The organism is Rhodanobacter sp. FW510-R10 (assembly GCF_058781105.1).
In genome coordinates, this window is record NZ_JBYSWL010000001.1 from 1,249,767 (window position 1) to 1,271,436 (window position 21,670).

General features: G+C 68.9%; 17 protein-coding genes. 6 read left to right on the forward strand and 11 right to left on the reverse strand.

Going from position 1 to position 21,670, the window contains the following annotated elements; genetic code table 11:
- Position 1: 1 nt before the first annotated feature.
- The gene (locus tag AC3WJB_RS05275) at positions 2 to 1,255 is read left to right on the forward strand and encodes an alginate export family protein (protein ID WP_492679412.1); all 1,254 of its coding nucleotides are present in this window, start codon (positions 2 to 4) and stop codon (positions 1,253 to 1,255) included.
- Positions 1,256 to 1,296: 41 nt separating this feature from the next.
- Here the strand turns inward: AC3WJB_RS05275 and AC3WJB_RS05280 are convergent, their stop codons facing one another.
- From AC3WJB_RS05280 to dinG, 7 genes are all read right to left on the reverse strand, one after another.
- Positions 1,297 to 2,073 carry a helix-turn-helix domain-containing protein gene (locus tag AC3WJB_RS05280; protein WP_492679414.1) on the reverse strand — a complete coding sequence of 259 codons (777 nt, stop codon included), beginning with the start codon at positions 2,071 to 2,073 and terminating at the stop codon, positions 1,297 to 1,299.
- A gap of 164 nt (positions 2,074 to 2,237) precedes the next feature.
- Positions 2,238 to 3,413: a cytochrome P450 gene (locus AC3WJB_RS05285; protein WP_492679416.1), complete on the reverse strand. Its 1,176-nt coding sequence runs from the start codon at positions 3,411 to 3,413 to the stop codon at positions 2,238 to 2,240.
- A gap of 143 nt (positions 3,414 to 3,556) precedes the next feature.
- Positions 3,557 to 4,861, reverse strand: coding sequence for a TolC family protein (locus AC3WJB_RS05290; protein WP_492679418.1), 1,305 nt, complete (start codon positions 4,859 to 4,861; stop codon positions 3,557 to 3,559).
- Positions 4,858 to 5,169: a DUF3240 family protein gene (locus AC3WJB_RS05295; protein WP_492679420.1), complete on the reverse strand. Its 312-nt coding sequence runs from the start codon at positions 5,167 to 5,169 to the stop codon at positions 4,858 to 4,860. The genes AC3WJB_RS05290 and AC3WJB_RS05295 overlap by 4 nt, the downstream gene beginning before the upstream one ends.
- Entirely contained in the window at positions 5,169 to 8,249 is a 3,081-nt protein-coding gene (locus AC3WJB_RS05300; protein ID WP_492679422.1) for an efflux RND transporter permease subunit, read from the reverse strand. The genes AC3WJB_RS05295 and AC3WJB_RS05300 overlap by 1 nt, the downstream gene beginning before the upstream one ends.
- Before the next feature lies 1 nt (position 8,250).
- Positions 8,251 to 9,303: an efflux RND transporter periplasmic adaptor subunit gene (locus tag AC3WJB_RS05305; protein WP_492679424.1), complete on the reverse strand. Its 1,053-nt coding sequence runs from the start codon at positions 9,301 to 9,303 to the stop codon at positions 8,251 to 8,253.
- Positions 9,304 to 9,499: 196 nt separating this feature from the next.
- Positions 9,500 to 11,605 (reverse strand): ATP-dependent DNA helicase DinG, encoded by a 2,106-nt coding sequence (gene dinG / locus AC3WJB_RS05310; RefSeq protein ID WP_492679426.1) that lies wholly within the window; start codon positions 11,603 to 11,605, stop codon positions 9,500 to 9,502.
- 147 nt (positions 11,606 to 11,752) lie between these two features.
- Here dinG and AC3WJB_RS05315 point away from each other — a divergent pair, with 147 nt between their 5' ends.
- A complete protein-coding gene (locus AC3WJB_RS05315) occupies positions 11,753 to 14,755 on the forward strand; it encodes a putative bifunctional diguanylate cyclase/phosphodiesterase (protein ID WP_492679428.1) in 3,003 nt (1,000 codons plus the stop codon).
- Positions 14,756 to 14,803: 48 nt separating this feature from the next.
- On the opposite strand, the gene AC3WJB_RS05320 is transcribed toward AC3WJB_RS05315, so the two are convergent.
- The 4 genes from AC3WJB_RS05320 to hemH form a co-directional block, all read right to left on the reverse strand.
- Entirely contained in the window at positions 14,804 to 16,438 is a 1,635-nt protein-coding gene (locus AC3WJB_RS05320) for an NAD(P)/FAD-dependent oxidoreductase (protein ID WP_492679430.1), read from the reverse strand.
- Between the two features lie 145 nt (positions 16,439 to 16,583).
- Positions 16,584 to 17,087, reverse strand: coding sequence for a DUF1993 domain-containing protein (locus tag AC3WJB_RS05325; RefSeq protein WP_492679432.1), 504 nt, complete (start codon positions 17,085 to 17,087; stop codon positions 16,584 to 16,586).
- A 115-nt stretch (positions 17,088 to 17,202) separates the two neighbouring features.
- On the reverse strand, positions 17,203 to 18,111 hold the full coding sequence (locus tag AC3WJB_RS05330) for an alpha/beta fold hydrolase (protein WP_492679434.1): 909 nt from the start codon (positions 18,109 to 18,111) through the stop codon (positions 17,203 to 17,205).
- Positions 18,108 to 19,169 carry a ferrochelatase gene (gene hemH / locus AC3WJB_RS05335; RefSeq protein ID WP_492683083.1) on the reverse strand — a complete coding sequence of 354 codons (1,062 nt, stop codon included), beginning with the start codon at positions 19,167 to 19,169 and terminating at the stop codon, positions 18,108 to 18,110. The genes AC3WJB_RS05330 and hemH overlap by 4 nt, the downstream gene beginning before the upstream one ends.
- A 91-nt stretch (positions 19,170 to 19,260) precedes the next feature.
- On the opposite strand from hemH, the gene AC3WJB_RS05340 reads away from it, so the two are divergent.
- The 4 genes from AC3WJB_RS05340 to tatC are packed head-to-tail and all read left to right on the forward strand — an operon-like array spanning position 19,261 to position 21,552.
- Positions 19,261 to 19,950 carry a lipid-binding SYLF domain-containing protein gene (locus AC3WJB_RS05340; RefSeq protein WP_492679436.1) on the forward strand — a complete coding sequence of 230 codons (690 nt, stop codon included), beginning with the start codon at positions 19,261 to 19,263 and terminating at the stop codon, positions 19,948 to 19,950.
- Between the two features lie 56 nt (positions 19,951 to 20,006).
- A complete protein-coding gene (gene tatA, locus AC3WJB_RS05345; protein ID WP_492679438.1) occupies positions 20,007 to 20,276 on the forward strand; it encodes a twin-arginine translocase TatA/TatE family subunit in 270 nt (89 codons plus the stop codon).
- 9 nt (positions 20,277 to 20,285) lie between these two features.
- The gene (gene tatB / locus AC3WJB_RS05350) at positions 20,286 to 20,819 is read left to right on the forward strand and encodes a Sec-independent protein translocase protein TatB (RefSeq protein ID WP_492679440.1); all 534 of its coding nucleotides are present in this window, start codon (positions 20,286 to 20,288) and stop codon (positions 20,817 to 20,819) included.
- Positions 20,806 to 21,552 (forward strand): twin-arginine translocase subunit TatC, encoded by a 747-nt coding sequence (gene tatC, locus AC3WJB_RS05355; protein ID WP_492679442.1) that lies wholly within the window; start codon positions 20,806 to 20,808, stop codon positions 21,550 to 21,552. The genes tatB and tatC overlap by 14 nt, the downstream gene beginning before the upstream one ends.
- Positions 21,553 to 21,670: the final 118 nt, after the last annotated feature.

A 21,670-nucleotide genomic window follows, 5' to 3' on the forward strand; every position in this document is an offset into this window, starting at 1 on the left:
CATGCGTGAGCTCGTGCGTGCCGTGGCTGCCGGCTGCCTGCTGGGCGGCTTGGGCTGGTCGGGGTTGTCCGCCGCGGCCCCCTTGCCGGACGCCGATTCGTCCACGGCACCGCCCTGGGCCTTGGAGTGGGATGCCCGCTGGCGCCATGAACAGGTCGACGATGCAGCCTTCAGCAAGGACGCGAACGCCAACACCCTGCGCTTGCGCCTTGGTCTTCGCGGCCACTTCGCGGCTGGCTGGACCGGTTTGCTGGAGGGCACCGGCACGGCCAGCGCCAGTGCGCGCTACAACAGCGGCGCCAATGGCCGCAGCCAGTATCCGGCAGTGACCGATCCGACCGGCAGCGACCTCAACCAGGCCTGGCTGGGTTGGCAGGGGGCGGGAACCGGCGTAACCCTCGGTCGCCAGCGCCTGCAACTGGACAACCAACGCTGGGTTGGCAACAGCGGCTGGCGCCAGTCGGAGCAGACCTTCGATGCGCTCGCGGCGAGCTGGCAGCCGCTGGCACACCTCACGGTGCAGTACGACTGGCTCGACCGTGTGCATCGGGTAGCCGGTCCGGACGCGCTGAACCGGCAGGCCCGGGAGCGCAGATTGAACACGCACCTGCTCAACGCCGCGTGGGCCACTGGGGCGCAGCGCTGGATCGCCTATGCCTATCTGCATGACGACAGGGACGTGGCCACGGCATCGACGGCGACCTGGGGCTTGCGCTGGACTGGCAGCGCGCTGCGTGCCGGCAATGGTTTGGGCTGGAGCGTCGAGGCCGCGCGGCAGAGCGACTATGCGGACAATCCGCAGCACTTCACGCATGCCTATTGGCTGCTCGAACCGACCTGGACCCAGCGGGGCATCACCGCGCGCGCAGGTTGGGAGCACCTGGGTGGCAATGGCCGGCATGCCCTGCAGACGCCGCTGGCCACCTTGCATGCGTTCAATGGCTGGGATGACCAGTTCAACGTGACCCCGCCCGGTGGCCTCGAGGACCGCTACCTTGGCGTCAGCGGCGCGCTTGCGCTTGGTGCCTTCGACACCAGGCCGTCATGGGCGCTGACCTGGCACGACTACCGCGCCGACCACGGCGGCCGCTACGGCACCGAATGGGATGCCTCGCTCAGCGTGCCGCTGCTGCCCGGACTGGCGGCACTCGTGAAATACGCCGACTATCAGGCGCGCGGCTTTGGCCATGACAACCGCAAGCTCTGGCTCCAGCTCGAGTGGCGCGGCCAGCATCCGCTGGTGGACAGTCGCTGAGTCGTCATGCGTCCGAGCCATCGCTGGTGACGGACCCCTTTTTAGTGGCGACCGCCCGACTGCGCGTGTGGCCGTGGCAGATCGGCAGTGTCGGCGCTGCACAGGCTGGCAAGGAGGTCCGGCCGCAGGATGCGCACCTGCTTGCGGTTGACCGCCAACACGCCCATGTCTTCCATGCGCGTGAACCCACGGCTTACGGTTTCCACCACCAGGCCCAGGTAATTCGCGATATCGGCCCGCGACATCGGCAAGGTCAGCGATGAGTTGTCGCGGCTGAGGCGGGCGTAGCGATCGGCAATATTCTGCAGGAATCCAGCCAGCCGCTCCTGCGCCTGCTGCTTGCCCATGGCCACCAGATGCTGGTGTTCGTTTGCGACCTCGCGACTGGCCACGCGCAGCAATTGGCGCTGCAGCGCCGGCACCTCGCGCGCCACCTGTTGCAGGCGCACGAAGGGCACCTCGCACAGGCTGCTGCGCTCCAGTGCCTCCGCGTAGCTGACGTGGAAATCGGTGGCCACGGCATCGAAGCCGAGGATCTCACCCGGCAGGTGGAAGCCGATGATCTGTATGTCCCCTGCGGCGTTCTGTACATAGGTTTTCAAGGCGCCCGAACGCACGGCGTACAGTGCGGTAAAGGGCTCGCCATCGCGATACAGCGCCTCGCCGCGATTGACCAGGCGGCGGTCGCGGACCACGGCGTCCAACTGGACCAGGCCTGGCCCGTCGATCCCGGCCGGCAGGCACAGCTCGTACAAGGCGCAGGTCCGGCAGGTGCGGCGCAACTGGTTCAGGTCGAGCACGTTGGCGCTGGGGGACATCGCGGGGACTCGTGACCGGGGCAAGGTGGCCGGCGGCTGCAGCCGGACGCAGGCGCTACGTTTCAAGTATAGGAGCACCGGCTGGTCGATGGACCCGGTGCGCCGAAAGCGCGCAGGCGCGGGCGCCGCGGCATTTCGTCGCGAGCGGACGCACACGCGGCGCCCTATTCGGCCCCGGACTTGCGGATGTCTATTGGCGCGCTGGCGTAACCGCTGGCCGGATAGGCTGCGCGCGCCGCGGCGTGGCCCGCGACGGTGTTCCAGTCGCTGGTACGACGCAGCAAGGCCGCCATGAGCACGCGCAATTCCAGGCGCGCCAGTGGCGCGCCGGGGCACACGTGGATGCCCGCGCCGTACAGCAGGTTCAGCGCCGGATCACGGTCCAGGCGCAGCTCATCCGGGTCGCCGAACACCGCCTCGTCGCGGTTGGCCGAGGGCCAGACGATGGCCACGCGCTGCCCCGCCCGCAGCTCGTGGCCGCCGATACACACCGGCTGCGTGGCGACCCGCCGGTTCATCACCAGCGGACCGTGCATGCGCAGGATTTCGTCGATAGCCGCCGGCAACAATTCGGGTTGCCCGCGCAACCGTTGCTGCAGTTCGGCGTGTTCCGCCAGGTAGTAGACGAGGATGCTCACCGAGGCGGCAATCGTTGCCAGCTCGCCGACGGTCCAGTTGCGGATGATGCTGACGATTTCCTCCGTGGCCAACGGTCGGCCATGGACCTGCTCACGCAGCAGCCTCGTGGTGACGTCGTCCGGTGCCGACGCACCGGCCTGCCGCCGCTCCTCCAGCAGCTTGCGGATGGTGCCGTCGAACTCAAAGGCCACGGCGCCCATGGCCGCCTCGTCGCGAGCGCGGATCGCCGCATGGTTCTTGCGCGTCCACTGGTGCAGCGGCCGGTGCAAATCCTCCGGCCAGCCCATGAACGCGCACTGCACCTGCAGCGCGAACGGCTCGGCAAAGCCGGTGACGATGTCCACCATGCCTGCCGCCGGCAGTCGTGCCACCAGGCGTTCGGCGATGTCCAGGCAGACGGGCTCGAATCCCGCCATGACGTTGGGCGCGAAGTAGCCGTCGACGATGGCGCGGAAGACACCATGCTCCGGCGGATCCATGCCGTTGGGTACGGACGGGTAACGCGAAACCGCGCTGCTGAACGTGCCCGGATCGTGCAGCGCGCGCACCACGTCCGCGTGCCGCAGCAAGGTCACGTAGCCGTGCGCGCCCGTTGCCACCGGACATTCCCGGCGCAGGCGGTCAAAGGCGGCGATCTGATTGTCCAGCATCGGTCCGGAATGAGGATCCCAATCCGGCCGCGGCGAGTGTTCGTGGGTCATAGGAGTAGCTGACAGCAGGCCGTCTGGACGGCCATGATGTCCGACCCGTCGTGTGTGGGGTGGCAAGCCATGCCCGCAACTATAAATCCTGGCCTTGCCGCCGCGCTTGACCCGAGTCAACGCCCTGTCCGCACCGGCTGGGGTCAGGGCAGGGGCAGGGTTGGACCGGCGTCGTGTGCTTCGTTGTCGCCTTCGCCAGCGTGGTAGTGCCACAGGTCGTGGGCGTCGATGCGCACCATGGCCATGGCTTCCGTCGCGTCGATCGCGGCGCCGCGCTCGGCCAGCGCGGCCTCCAGCGCGCTGCGCCGTGCCATCAGCAGCTCGGCCAGGCCGCTCTCGCCCAGGGTATAGGCGCGCTCGGTCCGGCTGGCGCTGTCGGCGGCGGCGCGCAAGGCCTGGCTGCGCTGTACCCAGATCGCATGTGTGGCACGCATCTGCGCCACGCGGTCGATCGCGTCGTGTTCGATGTCGCGACGAACCACGGCCAATTCGGCTTCCGCCTGCAACGCATCGGCACCGGCCGCCGCCGCCGTGGCGCTGCGCTGGCGTACGCCGATGGGGATGCTGACGATAAGGCCCACGGCGCGCTCGCGGCCGCCAAGATCGTCGAGTACACGCACGCCAACGGTGGGGTCGGGCAAGCGGTCGGCGCGTGCGCGCCGCGCTTCAGCTTCGCGTTGCCGGGCCAGCGCTGCGGCAATGCCGATCTCGTGGCTGCGCTCGACGATCAGTCCGCTCCAGTGCGCGTCGCTGCCATCCAGCTGCGCGGGCTCGCCGGCAACCGTAGCGTGCCCGGGCAAGGGCAGGCCGGGGAAGGTGCTGTGCAAGGCCAGCGTGGCGACCTGCAGGTCGGCTTCAGCACGCAAGGCAGCGGCGCGTGCCTGCGCCAGGGCCGCCTCGGCGGCGACCTGGTCACGGCGTGCTGCATCGCCAAGCGCGAGCCGGCGCCCGATCGCCTGGTAGTCGCGTTCCCAGATGGCCACCTGGGCGTGCTGCTCCGCGACCACGGCGCGCCCGCGTTGCCACCCCGTCCACAGCGCCAACAGGCGACGGGCCCCGGCGTGGTAAGCATCGGCCAGTGACAGTTGCGCAGCCTCGGTGCCGGCAGCGCCGATCTCGCGGTCCAGGCCCGCCTTGTGCGGCCAGCGTACACCGCGGCTGAGGTCGGCCTCCCATTCGTTGAACGTGGGGCCGTTCTGGATGGTTCGGCGCTGTGGGATCATGAGCAGGGTCGCCTCGTGGCTGCCGACGTCGCGCAGGCGCGCATCGGCTTCGGCACGCGACAGCCGTGCCATCGCGGCCTGGATCTCGGGCATGCGGGCAATCGCGGGCAGGGCCAGTTCCTCCGCCGGCAAGTGCAAGGGCGGGGGCACCGCGGCCGCGGTTTGCGCCGCCAGTGCCGCGGGCAGCATGGCCAGGCCGGCGAGCACGCCAAGCCAGGGCTTCATGCGAGCCTCCCCATGCTCTCGACGGGCTCGACCCACCAGACGATGTCGGGATGCGGCATGCGTTCGCGCAGTTGCTGCAATACCCCGGTGACATCCTCGGCGGGCAGGACCAGCCAGGCCATGCGCCGTTCGATGCGGCCACGCACGCGCTCGCGTACGCTGGCGCCGTCGAAGCGCTCACCATGTCCGGAGACGGGAAGCGTCGTGAAGCCGGGCAGGGCCGGACGCATGTCCAGCAGTGTTTCCAGCAGGGCCTCGCCGAGGTCGTCCGGGACGACCACCGTCAGTCGTTTCAGGTTCTGGTCCATCATCCACTCCTGCCTTGGGCGGGGGCGCCGAAGCGGCGGAACAAGGTCGGCAGCAGCAACAGGGTGAGCGCCGTACACGTCACCAGTCCGCTGATCACCACGATTGCCAGCGGCCGTTGCACCTCCGAACCGGGGCCGGAGGCGAACAGCAGGGGCACCAGCGCCAGGGCGGCGATGGAGGCGGTCATGAGCACTGGACGCAGGCGGCGCATCGCGCCTTCGCGCACGACCTGGTCAAGCGGCATGCCGGTGGCCGCAAGCTGGTTGAAGTAGGCCACCAGCACCAGGCCGTTGAGCACGGCGATGCCGAGCAGGGCGATGAAGCCGACCGAGGCCGGCACTGACAGGTACTGGCCGGACAACCATAGGGCGACGATGCCACCGACCAGGGCGAACGGAATGTTGAACAGGATCAACAGTGCCTGGCGCATGGAACCGAACGTCGAGAACAGCACCAGGAAGATCAGGGCCAAGGCCAACGGTACGACCAGTGCCAGGCGCGCCGCGGCACGCTGCTGGTTCTCGAACTGGCCGCCCCAGGTGATGCTGTAGCCGGCCGGCAGATGGATGTCGCGCGCGACCGCGGTGCGGACCTCCTCGACGAAGCCGACCAGGTCACGGCCGGCCACGTTCGCCTGCACCAGCACGAAGCGCGAGCCGTCCTCGCGGTGGATCAGCATCGGGCCCGTCGTGGCCTGCAGGCTGGCAACGCGGTCCAGGGGCACCTGGTTCCCGTCGGGCGTGGCGAGGTTGACGCGCTCGAACATCGCCGGTGTGGCCGTCAGCCGGCTCTCGCCGCGCACGATGACCGGCACCCGACGCTGCTCCTCAAGCACGGTGCCCGCCGGCAGGCCCTCGAGCTGGCCGCGCAGCTCGTCCTGTACCGCCGCCACGTCCAGGCCATGGCGGCCGGCGGCCTGGCGGTCGATGCGCACGCCAAGGTAGCGCACACCCTCCTGGGTCTGCGCAATCACGTCCTGGCTGCCATGGGTCTGCTCCATGGTGGCGGCGACCCGATTGGCAATCTGGTTGAGCATGCCGAGGTCGGGGCCAAACACCTTCACCGCGATATCGCCGCGGCTGCCGGTGAGCATCTCCGAAACGCGCATCTGGATCGGCTGGGTGAAGCCGTAGTCGACGCCGGGGAAGTCCTGGGTCACCTGGCGCAACTGCTCTTCCAGCCAGGCCTTGTCGCGCACGCGCCACGTCTTCTTGGGCTTGAGCTGCAGGAACATGTCGGATTCGTTGAGGCCCATGGGATCGAGCCCGAGCTCGTCCGAACCGACGCGCGAGATCACGTGCTCGACCTCGGGCACGCGCGAGAGGATCGCGCGCTCGAGCGCCAGGTCCTGCTCCAGCGAGGCGTCCAGCCCGATCGAGGGCTGCTTGACCAGCTGGATCAGCAGGTCGCCCTCGTCCATGACCGGCATGAAGGTCTTGCCGATCGCCAGGTAGGCGACCACGCCAATCGCGAGCAGTCCGGCGGCGATCATGCCGACCCAGCGCGCGTGTGCCAGCGACCAGTCCAGCAGCGGCCGGTAACCGTGCGTGATCCAGCGCATCAGCCAGGGCTCCCGGTGGGGCCGCTCGGGCAACAGGTACGAGCACAACACCGGCACCACGGTCATCGACAGCGCAAGCGAGGCGGCCAGGGCGAAGATGATGGTCAACGCCACCGGCCCAAACAGCTTGCCTTCCAGCCCCTGCAACGAGAGCAGCGGCATGAACACCAGGCAGATGATGATGATGCCCGACACCACCGGTTGCGCGACCTCACCGACGGCGCGGTAGACACGATGCAGTTTGGGCGGCGCCTCGCCATTGTGCCCGGGCACGAGGTGGTTGACGGTGTTTTCCACTACCACCACCGCGGCGTCGACCAGCAGGCCGATCGCAATCGCCAGGCCCCCCAGGCTCATCAGGTTCGCGCTCAGCCCGAACCAATGCATCAGCAGGAAGGCGATCAGCACGGCCAGCGGCAGCGTCAGCGACACCACCACCGCGGCGCGCACGTCACCCAGGAACAGCAGCAGCAGGATCACCACCAGCACCGTGGCTTCGAGCAGGGCGCTGCGCACCGTGCCGACCGCCCGCTCGATGAGCGCGCCACGGTCGTAGAACACCTCGATGCGCGCGCCCTTGGGCAACGCCGATTGGAGCTCGGCGAGACGTGCGCGCACCGCATCGACGATCTTGGATGCGTCGGCGCCACGCAGCCCAACCACCAGGCCCTCGACGGCTTCGCCGACGCCATCGCGGGTCACCGCGCCGTAGCGGGTCAGGCTGCCGTAGCTGACTTCGGCCAGGTCGCCCACGCGCAACGGCATGCCATCGCGCGTCGCCACGACCACCTGGCGCAGGTCGGCCAGGGTGCTGACCGCGCCTTCGGCGCGCACGATCAGCGCATCGTCGCCTTCGCGCAGGCGGCCCGAACCGTCATTGCGGTTGTTGCGCAGCACGGCGTCCGACACGTCGCGGAAATGCAGTCCGGCGGCTGACAGGCGCGCGCGGTCGGGAGTGACCAGGAAGCTGCGCACTTCCCCGCCAAGTGCATTGAGGTCGGCGACGCCGGGAATCGTCCGCAGCGCCGGGCGGATCGTCCAATCCAGCAAGGTGCGCCGCTCGGCCAGGCTCAGCCCGCCGCCCTCGATGGTGAACATGAACATGTCCGACAGCGGCGTGGCGATGGGCGCCAAGCCGCCGCTGACGTCACCGGGCAACGCGCCCGCCGCCGAGGCAAAGCGTTCGGACACCTGCTGGCGCGCCCAGTAGATATCCGTGCCCTCGTCGAAATCGAGCGTGACGTCGGCCATCGCGTACTTGGAGACCGAGCGCAACAGGCGCGCATGTTCGATGCCGAGCAGCTCCATCTCCACCGGCACCACCACCCGGGTTTCCACCTCCTCGGGAGTCATGCCGGGCGCCTTCAGGATGAGCTTGACCTGGGTGGGCGCGATATTCGGATAGGCATCGATGGGCAGGTTGAGGTAGGCCCAGACGCCGGCGCCTGCGATCGCCAGGGCGCCCAGCACCACGAGCAGGCGCTGTGCCAGCGAGAACGCGATCAGGCGTTGCAGCATGTCAGCCTCCGGCCGCCAGCATGGCCTTGAGTGCGCCGGCCCCGGCCAGCGCGATGCGGCTGCTGGCGGTCAGCGGCGCGACCACCACGCTCAGGCCGTCGCTGGTCTGGGCCAGCAGGGTCACGGTCACCGGGACGAAGCCCTCGCCCTGCGCGACGAACAGCACGCGCGCACCCGCGTGCTCGGTCAAGGCGCCGGCAGGTAGCAGCCAGGCCTGCGTGGGAGCGGGCAGCAGCAGCGTGGCATTGGTCTGCTGGCCCGGCAACAGGTGTTCACCGCGCAGGCTGGCGCGCACCAGCACGGTCTGGCTGGCCGTATGGACGGCTGCACCCACTTCATCCACGGTGCCGGTAGCGCCATCGTCGGTGCGCACCTGCAGCCCCGTGCGCAACTGCGCCGCGTAGCGGGCGGGTATCTGCATTTCCAGCGTGGCCACGCCCGGCTTGGCGACGATGAAGGCCTTGCTCAGTGCCGCCACCGGTTCGCCCAGGCGCAGGTCGCGCTCGATCACCACCCCGTCCAGCGGTGCGCGCAACTCATACGTGCCGGGCGCGGCCCCAGCCGCCTGCGGGGCCATGGCGGTTGCCGCCTCGAGCTCGCGCAGGTGGGCGGCCGCACTGTCGCGTTGGGCCAAGGCGGTTTGCACGCGGGCGGCTGGGATGATGCCTTCTTCCAGCAGTTGCCGGTCGCGCGTGGCTTGGGCTTCGGCTACGCGGAAATCGCCGCGCGCGGCGGCCAGGTCGGCACCGAGGGTCATGGCCTCGCGGCTCTGGATGCGCGCCAGGGGCTGGCCGCGGCGCACGGCCTCGCCTTCGCGCGCCAGGATGGCCATGGTCAGGCCGCCGAAGGGAGCACTCACCACCGTGCTGTCCTGCAGCGGGGCCAGCACGGTGGCTGGCAAGCCTTCGAGCGGCACCTGCGTGGCGGCCGGCACCGTGCCCACCTTGATGCCCAGGGCCTGGGTTTGCGCCGCGCTCACTTTGAGCACGGACTGCGCCGCGACCGGAGCCGCGAGCAGGGCCAGCAGTACGCCGACCGGCAACCAACGATGCATGCCATTACCTCAACGGCTGGATTTCCGGCCGCAAGGATGCGCAATCCTGCTTTGAACAAGCTTAAAGCCCAATCCCCGCCCGCTTCCCGCCCTGCTTCCGGCTTGCGCCGGACTTCTCCCGAGGCCGAAGGCGGTTCGCGCGCCTTCATCCAGGGGCGTTCCCGCAGGGAGCCGGTGTAAGGGAGCGCCGCGCGCCTCAGGGGTTATGGTCGATGACGCGGCGGAACGGCGGCAGGGCGCGGAGCATGCCGCTGCCGTAGCGTCGCGTCACCACGCGCCGGTCCAGCAACACGATGCGGCCATGGTCGCTTTCGCTGCGGATCAGGCGTCCGCAGTACTGGATCAACAGGCGCGTGGCTTCGGGCACGCTGACTTCGAGGAAGGGATTGCGGCCATGCGCTTCCAGCCATTCGGCATAGGTTGCGCCGACCGGATCGCTGGGTACCGCAAACGGCAGTTGCGTGATCACCACGGTCTCGCAGAGTTTTCCGGGCAGATCCAGGCCTTCGCCAAACGAGGCCAGGCCAAACACCGTGCTGCCCTTGCCGGCGGCGATGTCCTCGCCGTGCGCGGCGAGCAGGTCGGCCTTGGGCAGCGAACCCTGCGCGCGTACCTTGCGCACCTGGGCGATGGGCAGGCGCTGCAGCACGCGTTGCAGCTTGGCGCGCGAGGTGAATAGCACGAGGTTGCCTGCGTCCCAATCGAGGTGGCTGGCCAGCCAGTCGCCGATTTCGTCGGCGTGCGCCTCACGTGCATCGGGCAGGTGGTGCATCACCGGCACCTCCAGCCGTGCCTGGCGGCCGAGGTCGAAGGGCGAGGGCAGGCTCAGTGTCAGCGCGTCTTCCGGCAAGCCGACGGCATCCGCGTAGCTGCTGAAATCGCCGCCCGTGCTGAGCGTGGCGGAAGTGAGCAGCACGCCGCCGGCATGTCCCCACAATACGCTGCGCAACAGCCCGGCGGCTGAGACTGCTGAGGCGTGGCAGACGAGCTGGTGCTCGCCACTCAGCGTGGCCCAGCGTGCCAGTGGCGGTTCGTCGGTGGCATCGATGCTGGCCCATGCCTCCCAGCAGGCGGCATGTCGGGCAAGGCGTTCGAGGGCCAGGCCGAGGTCACCGGCCAGGGATTCCTCCAGCGGGCCGCCTTCCGGGGCTTCCAACACACCGCGGCGCACGGCCGTGAGCCAGCGTTGCAGCGCGGTCGTGGCCATGTGCAGCGCGCGCGCCTGTTCCACCCAGGACTCTGGCAGGCGGCCCAGCGAGCCGCGATAGGCGGCGGCGCCGTCATCCGCGTCGGGGGCCCAGTCGCGGCGGATGGCCATATCCAGCAGGTCCAGGGCCTGGCCGAGCTGTTGTAGTTTCTCCGCCCCTTGGGCCACGTCCAGTCCGCCCAGCGAAGCCTTGCCGGCAAAGGCGTAGGCGGTGTGGACCAGGAGTCCGAGGCGTTCGAGTTGGCGCGCCGCGGCGCCCAGCTGCACCTCGCTGGTGCCGCGGGCAATGGCCTTGCCGGGCAGGCGATGGGCCTCGTCGAACACGTACAAGGTGTCCCCCGGCGGCGGCAGGATCACGCCTCCCGGGTGGTCCAGGTCGCCGGACATGATGAGATCGGCCAGGACGAGGTCGTGGTTGGCCACGATGATTTCGGCATCGTCCAGGCTGCGCCTGGCGGCAAAGAACGGACATTGCGCGAAATAGGCGCATTTGCGGCCGCTGCAACCGCCGGCGCTGGTGGTCACCATTGGCCGCAGCAGGTCACCGATGGCTGCCGGGGCGGCGTCAAGGTCACCCTGCCAGCTGTGCTCGGCGAATGCCGTGGCCAACCGCTCCAGCGCTTGCCGGTCGGCTGTGGTTGGCGGCTTGGTCCACAACGCGGTTTCCGCCTCGAAGCCGTCTAGGCCAAGCTGTTCACCAGCGTCCAGCCCGCGCAGGGCCAACGCCAGGTTGCGCGGGCACAGGTAGCGCGCCCGGCCCTTGGCCAGCGCCACCACCGCCGTGCCGCCGGTCAGCGCCAGGTATTGCGGGATGTCGTTGCGCAGCAGCTGCTCCTGCAAGGCCACCGTGGCCGTGGTGATGAGGAGGCGCTTGTGCCTGGCGCGGGCCAAGGCAACCCCGGCCAAGAGGTAGGCCATGGATTTGCCGGTGCCGGTCGGCGCCTCGATCGCGGCCACGGCGCCGGCCTCGCCAAAGGTCTTGGCCACCTCGGCAATCATCCGCCGCTGCGCGGCGCGCGGGCGAAAGCCCGGCAGACCGCCCTGCAGCTGCGCGTAGGCGGCGCGGATGGTGTCCTTGCAGGCCTGCTCAAGCATGCACGAGCAGTGCCGCGATCCGCGGCGAATGATTGGCTGGTTGGCCGGGTCCTTGCATGTGATCTCTTTGCACGACTGGAGCGGTACGCCGCCAGTATCTGCCCGGTCAGGGTGGGCGTGTTTCCCGATCAGGTTACCCACTTTGCCATGAGCAAGCTCCCTGAAGTCGCGACGGTTGCACTGGACAACCTCAGGCAAACCGCCTGGTTTGCGCGGCTGCAGGTGGCGACCACCCCACAGCAGTCCGCGGCACTCGTGATTGAGCTTGTCGATGCCTCCGGTCTGGCGGTCGACGCCCTGCTGTGCTGGTCCACCGACTCCAGCGTGGTAACGGCGCCGACCGACGTCGCTGGTGGCGCATGCACGCCGGTCGAACAACGCCTGGTGCGTAGCGCGCTGGCGGCGGCCGACGGGAGGGCGCAGGCGCAGGGCCTGGTTGCCGTGCGCCTGCAGGAGGCTGATCAGGTGGTCTTGCTGGCCCGGCTGCTCGAGGAAGTCTCGGTACCGGCCTTGCTCGAGGCGCTCGGCAGTCGCCTGGCGCTGGCATTGGCTCGACTGTCGCGTGCCATCCATGGCTTGGCCATGCCGCCGGCGCAACGCCGGCTGGAACGGGCCGAGCACATGCAGCGTGCACTGCTGGCCATCGCCGATATCACTGGCTCGGCACTGGGCCTGCGGCACCTGCTGCGCGGCGTGCACCGCGTGCTGGCCACGCTGATGGCTGCGCCCAACCTGCTGGTGGTGCAGTGCGTGGGCGCGACCGATGCCGTGCAGTTGCTTTACGACAGCCCGCCCAGCGACGGACATCCTGGCCCGGAACCAGCCGGCCGAGTCTTGCGCGTCCTGCCTGGATCGCCGTTGGGGCAGGTGCTGGACCAGGGCCGGACCCTGGGCGGGCAAGGGCAACCCTTGCTGCCGGCTACTGCCACCACCGGGTCAGATGCGACCGTGCAGCCGATTTGGCTGGGCGTTCCGCTGCGCCGTGGTGCGCAGGTCGAGGGTGCGTTGCTGGTGCACGATCCCAAGGGTGGGGCCTGGTACCGCGCCGAGGATCGGCAACTCTTGGAGTTTGCCGCCAATCACGTCCTGTCGGCGCTCGAGCAGCAGGGCCACGCCGGTCCGGAACGACGGACTGGGGCGCACGACGCGCCCGTGGACGACCGCAGTGGCCAACTGCTCCAGGAAGTGCTGGAACAGCAACGTGCGCGCGAGGTGCAGGGGGCCTTGTTGCAGCTGGCGCACCTCGCCAGCGCCGAGATCGACGACGACACGTTTTACGCGCGCACCCACGACCTTATCGGCAGCCTACTCGATGCACGAAGTCTGTCCATCGCGCTGCAATCAGTGGATGCCTCACGGCTCGAGTTCCGCTATTGCGTGAGCGCCGGCAGACGCCAACTCAAGACCCGGATCAACGGCCAGGGCCTGAGCGAATACGTACTGCGCCGGGGTGAGCCCACGTTGCTGCAACAGCCGCACATCGAGGCTTTGCGTGCGGCCGGTGAAATCGGCCCAGAGACCGCGCGACGCACGACCTCGTGGCTGGGCGCACCGCTGTGCCACGGCGGCGACGTGGTGGGCGTCGTGGCGGTGAGTTCCTGCGATGCCATGGCGAGCTATGGCGCGCGCGACGAGGCAGTCCTCGCCAGTCTGGCTCCGCAGCTTGCCAGTGCGATCTTCCTGCGCCGTGAAATGCGCAGCCTGCGCGAGACGCGGGCCAGGCTCGAGCACCAGATCGGGCTGCATCAGCGCGAGCTGCACCGTCAGCAACTGCGCCGCACACGCGTGCAGCGGCAGTTGGAGCATCAACTGTTGCATGATCAGCTCACCGGCCTGCCGAATCGTCGGGCACTACATGTGCACCTGGGCCATGTGCTCGAGCGCGTGCGCGCGACGCCCGGGCACCGCTGCGCTCTCCTGTACGTGGGGGTCGACCGTTTCAAGGTGGTCAACGGCAGCCTTGGCCACGTGCATGGCGATGCCGTGCTCAAGGAAGTGGCCTTGCGGTTGATAGCCAGCGTCAAGGCGTCGGCCATGGTGGCGCGTCTGTCCGGCGACCAGTTTGCCATCCTGCTCGACGTGGTCGACTCGCCTGGCGCTGCGCTTGCCGTGGCGCGTGGCGCGCTGGACGCGGTGAACCGCACCTTGTTCGTGGCTGGCGAGGAAATCGCGCCCTCGGTCAGCATCGGCGTCGCCGTGGCTGACGGCCGTGGCGCAGTGGCCGACGACCTGCAGCGCCAGGCGGACCTGGCCCTGAACCGGGCCAAACACCTGGGGCGCCATCGGGTCGAGCTGTTCAATGCGGCTTGGGCACCTGAAATCACCGGCATGCTCGGCATGGAGGCGCGCCTGCGGCACGCCCTGCAACATGGCCAGTTCGAGCCGTATTTCCAGCCGCTGCGGCGCCTGGCCGACGGCAAACTGGTCGGCTTCGAGGCCTTGTTGCGCTGGCATCATCCGCAGCGGGGATTGCTGCTCCCGCAGGAATTCCTCAAGGTGGCGGAGGACAGTGGCTTGATCGAGGCCATCGACTGGCAAATTTTCGAGCAGGGCTGCCAACGCCTGGCCGAGGATTGTCCGGCGGATACTTTTCTTACCATCAACGTCTCCGGCCGCCATCTCGGGCGCCCGGACTTTGCGGCCCGCTTGCTGGCCTTGCTGGAGCGCACCGGAGTGGCGCGCGACCGCTTGATCATCGAGGTCACCGAGGGCACCTTGCTCGGCGACCTGGAACAGGTGCGCGCGGTGCTGCAGGGCCTGCGCGAGCAGGGTATTGGCGCGGCACTGGATGATTTCGGTACCGGCTACTCGTCGTTGAGCTACCTGCATGCGCTGCCGCTGTGCCTGGTCAAGATCGACCAGGCCTTCGTGCATGCGCTGAGCGCCGACGACCATGCCAATTCATCCACCATCATCGCTGCGATCATTGCCCTTGCCGGCAGCCTCAACATGCAGGTGATCGCCGAAGGCATCGAGACCCAGGAGCAACTCGACATCCTGGTGTCCATGGGTTGCGGCATTGGTCAAGGTTTTCTGCTCGGCCGGCCGGCAGCCAAGAAGCGCTGGCGCGATCTGTACCCACGCGTGTTGCAACGCGTGGTTGGCAAGCGCCTGCAGACGCGCACTCACGCGGCCCGCGGCCGAAGCTGACTCGCTCCTTGTCCGGCTTGCGCCGGGCTTGAAACGCCTGGTGACGCCCTACGGTGGGGTGGCCAGCAGGGCCTCGGCGACACGGATGCCGTCCACGGCGGCCGACAAGATGCCGCCCGCATGGCCGGCGCCTTCGCCGGCCGGATACAGGCCGCGCACGTTCGCACTCTGCAGGCCGGCGTCGCGCAGGATGCGCAGCGGCGAGGACGTGCGCGTCTCCACGCCGGTGAGGACAGCGTCGGCCATGGCGTAGCCCGGCAGTTGCCGCTCGAACGCCGGCAGCGCCTCGCGGATCGCGGCCAGCGCGTAATCCGGCAAGGCCGCGTCCAGGCTACCCAGGCTCACGCCCGGGTGATAGGAGGCTTGCACCGCGCCGAGCGCATGCGAGGGTCGCCCGGCGAGGAAGTCGCCGACCAGTTGCGCCGGGGCGTTGTAGTTCCCGCCACCGAGGCGGAAGGCCTGCGTCTCCAGCGCATGTTGCAGGGCGATCCCGGCCAGCGGACTGCCACTGCCATCGTAGGGCTCGAAGTCGGCCGGATCGATGCCGACCACCAGCGCCGCGTTGGCGTTGCGCTCGTTGCGCGAGTACTGGCTCATGCCGTTGGTGACCACATGGCCAGCCTCGCTGGTGGCCGCCACCACGGTGCCGCCGGGGCACATGCAGAAGCTGTACACGGTGCGCCCGGCTGCTGCGCCGGTGCAGTGATGCACCAGCTTGTAGTCGGCCGCACCAAGCACCGGGTGGCCGGCTTGCGCGCCCCACAGCGCCGCGTCGATCGCCGACTGCGGATGCTCGATGCGCAGCCCGATGGAGAAGGGTTTGGCCTGCATGGCCACGCCACGCGCATGCAGCATGGCGAAGGTGTCGCGCGCGCTGTGCCCGACCGCCAGCACGACCTGGTCGGCACGCACCTCCGCGCCGTCGGCCAGGCGCAGGCCGCGGATACGCATCTGGCCATCCATACGGCCAGCCAGCAGCAGGTCATCGGCGCGGCAGCCGAAACGCACCTCGCCGCCCAGGTCCTGGATCGTCCCGCGCATGTGCTCGACCATGCCCACCAGGCGGAACGTGCCGATGTGTGGCTTGCTCAGATAAAGGATTTCTTCCGGCGCGCCGGCCTTGACGAATTCTTCCAGCACCTTGCGCCCATGGTGCTGCGGGTCGCGAATCTGACTGTGCAGCTTGCCGTCGGAAAACGTGCCGGCGCCGCCCTCGCCAAACTGCACGTTGGACTCGGGGTGCAGCGTGCGCTTGCGCCAGAGATCCCAGGTGTCCCTGGTGCGCTCGCGTACCGCCTTGCCGCGCTCGAGCACCAGGGGGCGCAGCCCAGCCTGGGCGAGGATCAGCGCGGCAAACAGGCCGCACGGCCCGGTGCCGACGACGACCGGGCGCAGGCGGGAGGCCGGGCCGGCAGGGTGCAGCGGGCGATAGCTGGTGTCCGGTGTCGGTCGGATGTGGGGATCGTCGGCAAACCGCTGCAACACGGCGGCTTCGTCAGCGGTTTCCACGTCCACGGCATAGATCAGCATGATCGCGCCACGCCGGCGCGCGTCGATGCCGCGCCGGGCCACCGTGCAGCGGATGAGCGCCGCCGGGGCAAGGTGCAAGCGGCGCGCGACCGCCGCCGCCAAGGCCTCGGGCGGGTGCGCGAGCGGCAGGCGCAGGTCAGTCAGTCGCAGCATGGTCAAAAGCTGGGGTCAGAGTGGAATGGCACTTACTTGAGCTCGTCATTCCCGCGAAAGCGGGAATGACGAAATGTAGAGTTTTGCGCCGAAGTAAATGCCATTCCACTCTGACACCACTTTTCAACCCCGGCTTTTGCTCGGCTCAGACGCCGAGGAAATCCTTCTTGCCAATGTCGGTGCCGATCTGGCGCAGGATGTCGTAGGCCGTGGTGCAGTGGAAAAACACGTTCGGCAGCACGTATTCCAGCAGGTAGGGCTGGCCGAGGAAGTGGTGCTCGCCGCTGCGCATGTGCAGCACGATCGGGCGCTCCTCACTGCCGTCGATCTGCTCGGGCTTGAACGTGCCGAAATACTCGACGACACGCTTGATCCGCGCGTCCAGCTGGGCGAGCGTGGTTTCGTCATCGGCAATCTTCATCGGCTCGACCCCGGCCAGGCGGGCCACGCCACCCTTGGCCATGTCGGTTGCGGTCTGCACCTGGCGCACCAGAGAGAACATGTCCGGCGTCAGGCGCAACTGCAGCAACACCTCATCGCTGACGCCCTTGGCCTTGGCGTGCTCGCCGCCTTTGTGCAGCACGTGGGCGAGGTTGGTGAGTGCGCGCGACAACACCGGCACGCTGGCCTGATACATGGAAAGCGACATGGACTTGCTCCTTTGGGGGATGAATGCGGCGCGCGTGCCCGGCAAGCCCGTCACGGCGTGGGGTGCAGGCGCGCTGGCCAGCCATGATAAGACGGTGAAATGGTGTCAGGGACAATTACTTCCGCGTGATGGGCCCTTGCCGGTCCCCGGCGTAATTGTCCCTGACACCATTTCGCCCGAGGATCCAGTCGGCGACGGCCTGCGGGTGTTCCAGGTGCAGGTGATGGCAGCCAGCCATCCAGCTGACCGCGATGTCCGGTACGCAGGCGGCCCGTTCGCGCAGCAGGGCGCCGGGCAGGTAGGGCGTTTCGGGCTGCGCCAGGAGCAGGGCGGTGGGCGTGGCGATGCCGACCAGCAGGCTGCGCACCTGGCTCTCGGCCAGGCGGATGGCCGAGGGCCGGGTCAGCCGCGGGTCGCTGCGCCAGCGCCAGCCGCCGTCCACGGCCAGCAGGCCACGCTCGACGATGGGCCGTGCCAGTTCGGCGGCAAGGCCGCTGGCGGCAACGCGCGCCGCCACGGCCTGCTCGATGCTGGTGAACAGGCGGAGCGGCCGCCGCTGGCGCGCCGGTGACGGGGCCAGGGCCTCGCGCCAGCGTGGCAAGGTGCGGCTGCCGTCGTCGGCCAGCGGGCCCAAGCCCTCGATCAGCCACAGGTGCTCGATGCGCGCTGGCGCCGCCGCGGCGACCAGGGAGCTGATCCCGGCGCCCAGCGAATGGGCGAGGACGCTGATGCGTTCGGCCTTGAGCACGTCCAGTACTTGCAGCAGCCTGCGCACGTGATCGCTGTAGTGGTAGCCCATGCCGGGCGGCAGGTGCCCGGAATGCCCGTGGCCAGGGAGATCGAGCGCGAGCACCTGGAAGCGCCCGGCCAGCAGCGGTGCCAGCCGGGCAAAGCTGCCGGCGTTGTCCAGCCAGCCGTGCACGGCGAGCAGCGACGGCAGGCCGTCCTCGCCCCAGACCTGGGCCGCCAGCTTCAGGTGCGGCAGCTCAATGACGCGCTCGCGGGGCTGGGGTGGCGCGCTCAAGCCGCGCCGCCGGCTTCCGGCCAGCCCTGCAGGTGGCGGCGGACCAGCGCCGCCAGGCTGCGCACCTGCCCGTCGCCGGCATTGAGCGCCGGGATGTAATGGAGCTCGCCACCGCCGGCGGCGAGGAAGGCATCGCGGTTCTGCATGCCGATTTCCTCCAGCGTCTCCAGGCAATCGACGGCAAAACCGGGGCAGACCACGTCGAGGCGGCGCACTCCAGAGCGCGCCAGCTCCGGTACCACCATGTCGGTGTACGGATGAAGCCAACGCTCGCGGCCGACGCGCGACTGGAAGCTCAGCAGCAGCTCATCCGGGCCGAGGCCGAGCCGCTCGCGCAGCAGGCTGGCGGTGTGGCGGCACCGCTCGGGATAGGGGTCGCCCAGCTGCGCATAGCGCTCGGGAATGCCGTGGAAGGACAGCAGCAGCCGCTCGCCGCGCCCGTGGCGCTGCCAGTGCTCGCGGATGCTCGCGGCCAACGCCTCGATGTGCCCCGGATCGTCGTGGTAGTCGTTGATCACGCGCAGTTCCGGCGGCCAACGCAGGGCCTTGAGTCCATCCGCCACCGCGTCGAGGACCGAGCCGGTGGAGGTGCCCGAATATTGTGGATACAGCGGCAACACCAGCAGGCGGCGCACGCCCTCGCGCTGTAGCCGCGCCATGGTGGCTTCCACCGCCGGTTCGCCGTAGCGCATGGCCAGCTCCACGCGCAGCGTCTGGGGTGCTTGCGCCTCCAGCTCGGCCTGCAGCGCGGCGGCCAGCGCTTCGCTGTGGACCCGCAGCGGCGAACCTGCGGCGCTCCAGATCCTGGCGTAGGCCCGCGCCGAACGCGCCGGGCGGACGCGCAGCACGATACCGTGCAGGATCGGCCACCAGCGCCAGCGCGGGTAGTCGATCACCCGGCGGTCACTGAGGAACTGGGCCAGGTAAGGCCGCAGCGCCGCGGCGGTCGGGGCGGTCGGCGTGCCGAGGTTGACCAGCAGCAGCGCTGCCTGAACGGGGGCCGCGGCGATAGCATGGGATTCGGCGGCAACGCCGGTATAGTGAGGTTTGTGTGGCATCGTGCGGGTTCGTTCCAGAGTGCCAGTCTGCCACAGCTCGCTGCCTCGCCCGTCGTTGCCGTCCACCTTGCCCACCACCGTGGAGCCACCCATGTCCAAGCCCAAGCTGCACCATTTGTTGCTGGCTACCTTGCTCTTGCTGCTGCCGCTGGGTGCGGTGCAGGCCGAGGATCCGCCGCTGGTGCGTGCCGACAACGCCGTGCGCGTGTTGAACGAGATCATGCAGGCGCCGGACAAGTCGATCCCACATGACCTGCTGCGCGACGCGCGCGCGATTGCCGTTATTCCCGGCATGATCAAGGCCGGTTTCATCTTTGGCGGCCGCCGGGGCGAAGGCCTGATCTCGGTGAAGACGCCCGAAGGTACCTGGTCCGATCCCAGCTTCATCACCATGACCGGCGGCAGCATCGGCTTCCAGGCCGGTGTGTCCTCCACCGACGTGATCCTGGTGTTCCGTACCCAGCGGGGGGTCGATTCCATCGTCAATGGCAAGTTCACCCTGGGTGCCGATGCCGCGGCGGCGGCAGGTCCCGTGGGCCGCACTGCCACGGCCGCGACCGACGGGCAGCTCAAGGCGGAAATCTATTCCTACTCGCGCAGCCGGGGCCTGTTTGCCGGCGTGGCGCTGGATGGCTCGGTGCTCCGCATCGACTACGATGCGAACGCCGAGATCTATGGTTCGGGCGTGACTCCGCGACGCATCTTCGAAGGCGGCGTGAACAACGTGCCGGCTGCCGTGGTGAAGTTTCGCGACCAGCTCGAAGAGTACACTGTCCGTTGATGCGGACGCCTGATGGCGAGCGCGTGATTGCGCCAACACCGTCGATGAGGTGAAACATGAGTATTTGGCATCTGATCATTCTGCTGGTGGTCGTCGTGGTGGTGTTCGGCACCGGCAAGCTGAGCAAGATCGGTCCCGATCTTGGCGCCGCCATTCGCGGTTTCAAGAAAAGCATGAACGGTGACGATGAGCCTGCCGCCAAGCCGGTCCAGCCGGAGAGTCTGCGCGCCGATCCGCCGCGTCCCGAGGCGGCGCGCAACGACGCGCCGCGTGCTGATACCGCCAAGGCCGCGAACCAGCAACACGACGACGCGCCACGCCAGTAATCCGCGGCGATGATCGAGATCAGCTTCGGCAAGTTGCTGTTGCTCGCGCTGATTGCGTTGATCGTGCTGGGCCCGGAAAAACTTCCCACCGCTGCGCGCACCGCCGGCGCCTTGGTGCGTCGCCTGCGCGGCAGTTGGGACAGCGTGCGCGCCGAGGTCGAGCGGGAGCTGCAGGTGGAGGAGATCCGCCGCACCGCACGCGAGAGCGTGGCGCGCATGGATGCCGCCCAGGCCGAGCTGGACGCGACGCTCAAGCAGGTGCGCGAGGTCGCTGACGACGTCGCCAGCATCGGTGGCGCGGCGCCGGCGGCTGCCGACCAGCCGGCCGCCATGGACCAGTCCGCCGTGGCCAATACGTCCGGCCTCGGGCAGCCTGTACGCGAGCCGCCCGCCGTGGCATCGCCCGCGGCATCGGCCGCGGTCGATGCGCCAGCCGCGCCTGCCGATACGCGCACCGGCGACCTGTTTGCCGGCACCTCCGCTGCGCCACCAGCGGATGCTGCAGCCGCAGCCCCTGCGGAGCGCGTCGATGGCATCGCCTGACCCGGATGCCGGCGTCGACCTCGAGCAGGGCCTGTTCTCGCACCTGCTGGAGCTGCGCTCGCGGCTGCTGAAGGCCGCGCTCAGCGTGTTCGTCGTGCTGATTGCGCTGGTGCCATTTGCCAACCGCCTGTACACCGAACTCGCCGCGCCGCTGGTCGCGCGCCTGCCCAAGGGCGCGCACCTGATTGCCACCGAAGTCGCCAGCCCGTTCATTACACCGCTCAAGTTGGCCGCCTATACCGCCCTGTTCATCTGCATGCCGGTGATCTTGTACCAGCTCTGGGCGTTCGTCAGTCCGGGCTTGTACAAGAAGGAAAAGCGCCTGGCCCGACCGCTGCTCGTTGCGGCCCTGCTGCTGTTTTACATCGGTTGCGCGTTTGCGTATTTCCTGGTGTTGCCGGCGGCGTTCCGCTTCCTCACCGCGGTCACCCCCGAGGGCGTGGAGATGATGACCGACATCACCCACTACCTCGACTTCGTGATGTTGATGTTTTTTGCCTTTGGCCTGTGCTTCGAGGTGCCGGTGGCCGTGGTGATCCTGGCCGCGGTCGGCGTGGTCGACGTGGCCAAGCTGCGCAGCGCCAGGCGTTACGCCATCGTCGGCGCCTTCGCCATTGCCGCGTTGATCACGCCGCCCGACATCACCTCGATGATCATGCTGGCCATTCCCATGTGCCTGCTCTACGAACTCGGCATCCTTGCCGTGCGCTGGCTCCGCGCCGGCCAGCCCTGATCTTCCGCCGCAGGCCTAGCCCCTCTCCCCTGACAAGCCAGGGGAGGGCGTAAGCAACATCCGGGCAGCGGCGGCCTTGGCCCTCTCTCCCCTGGCTCCGCAGGGGGAGAGGGGGTAA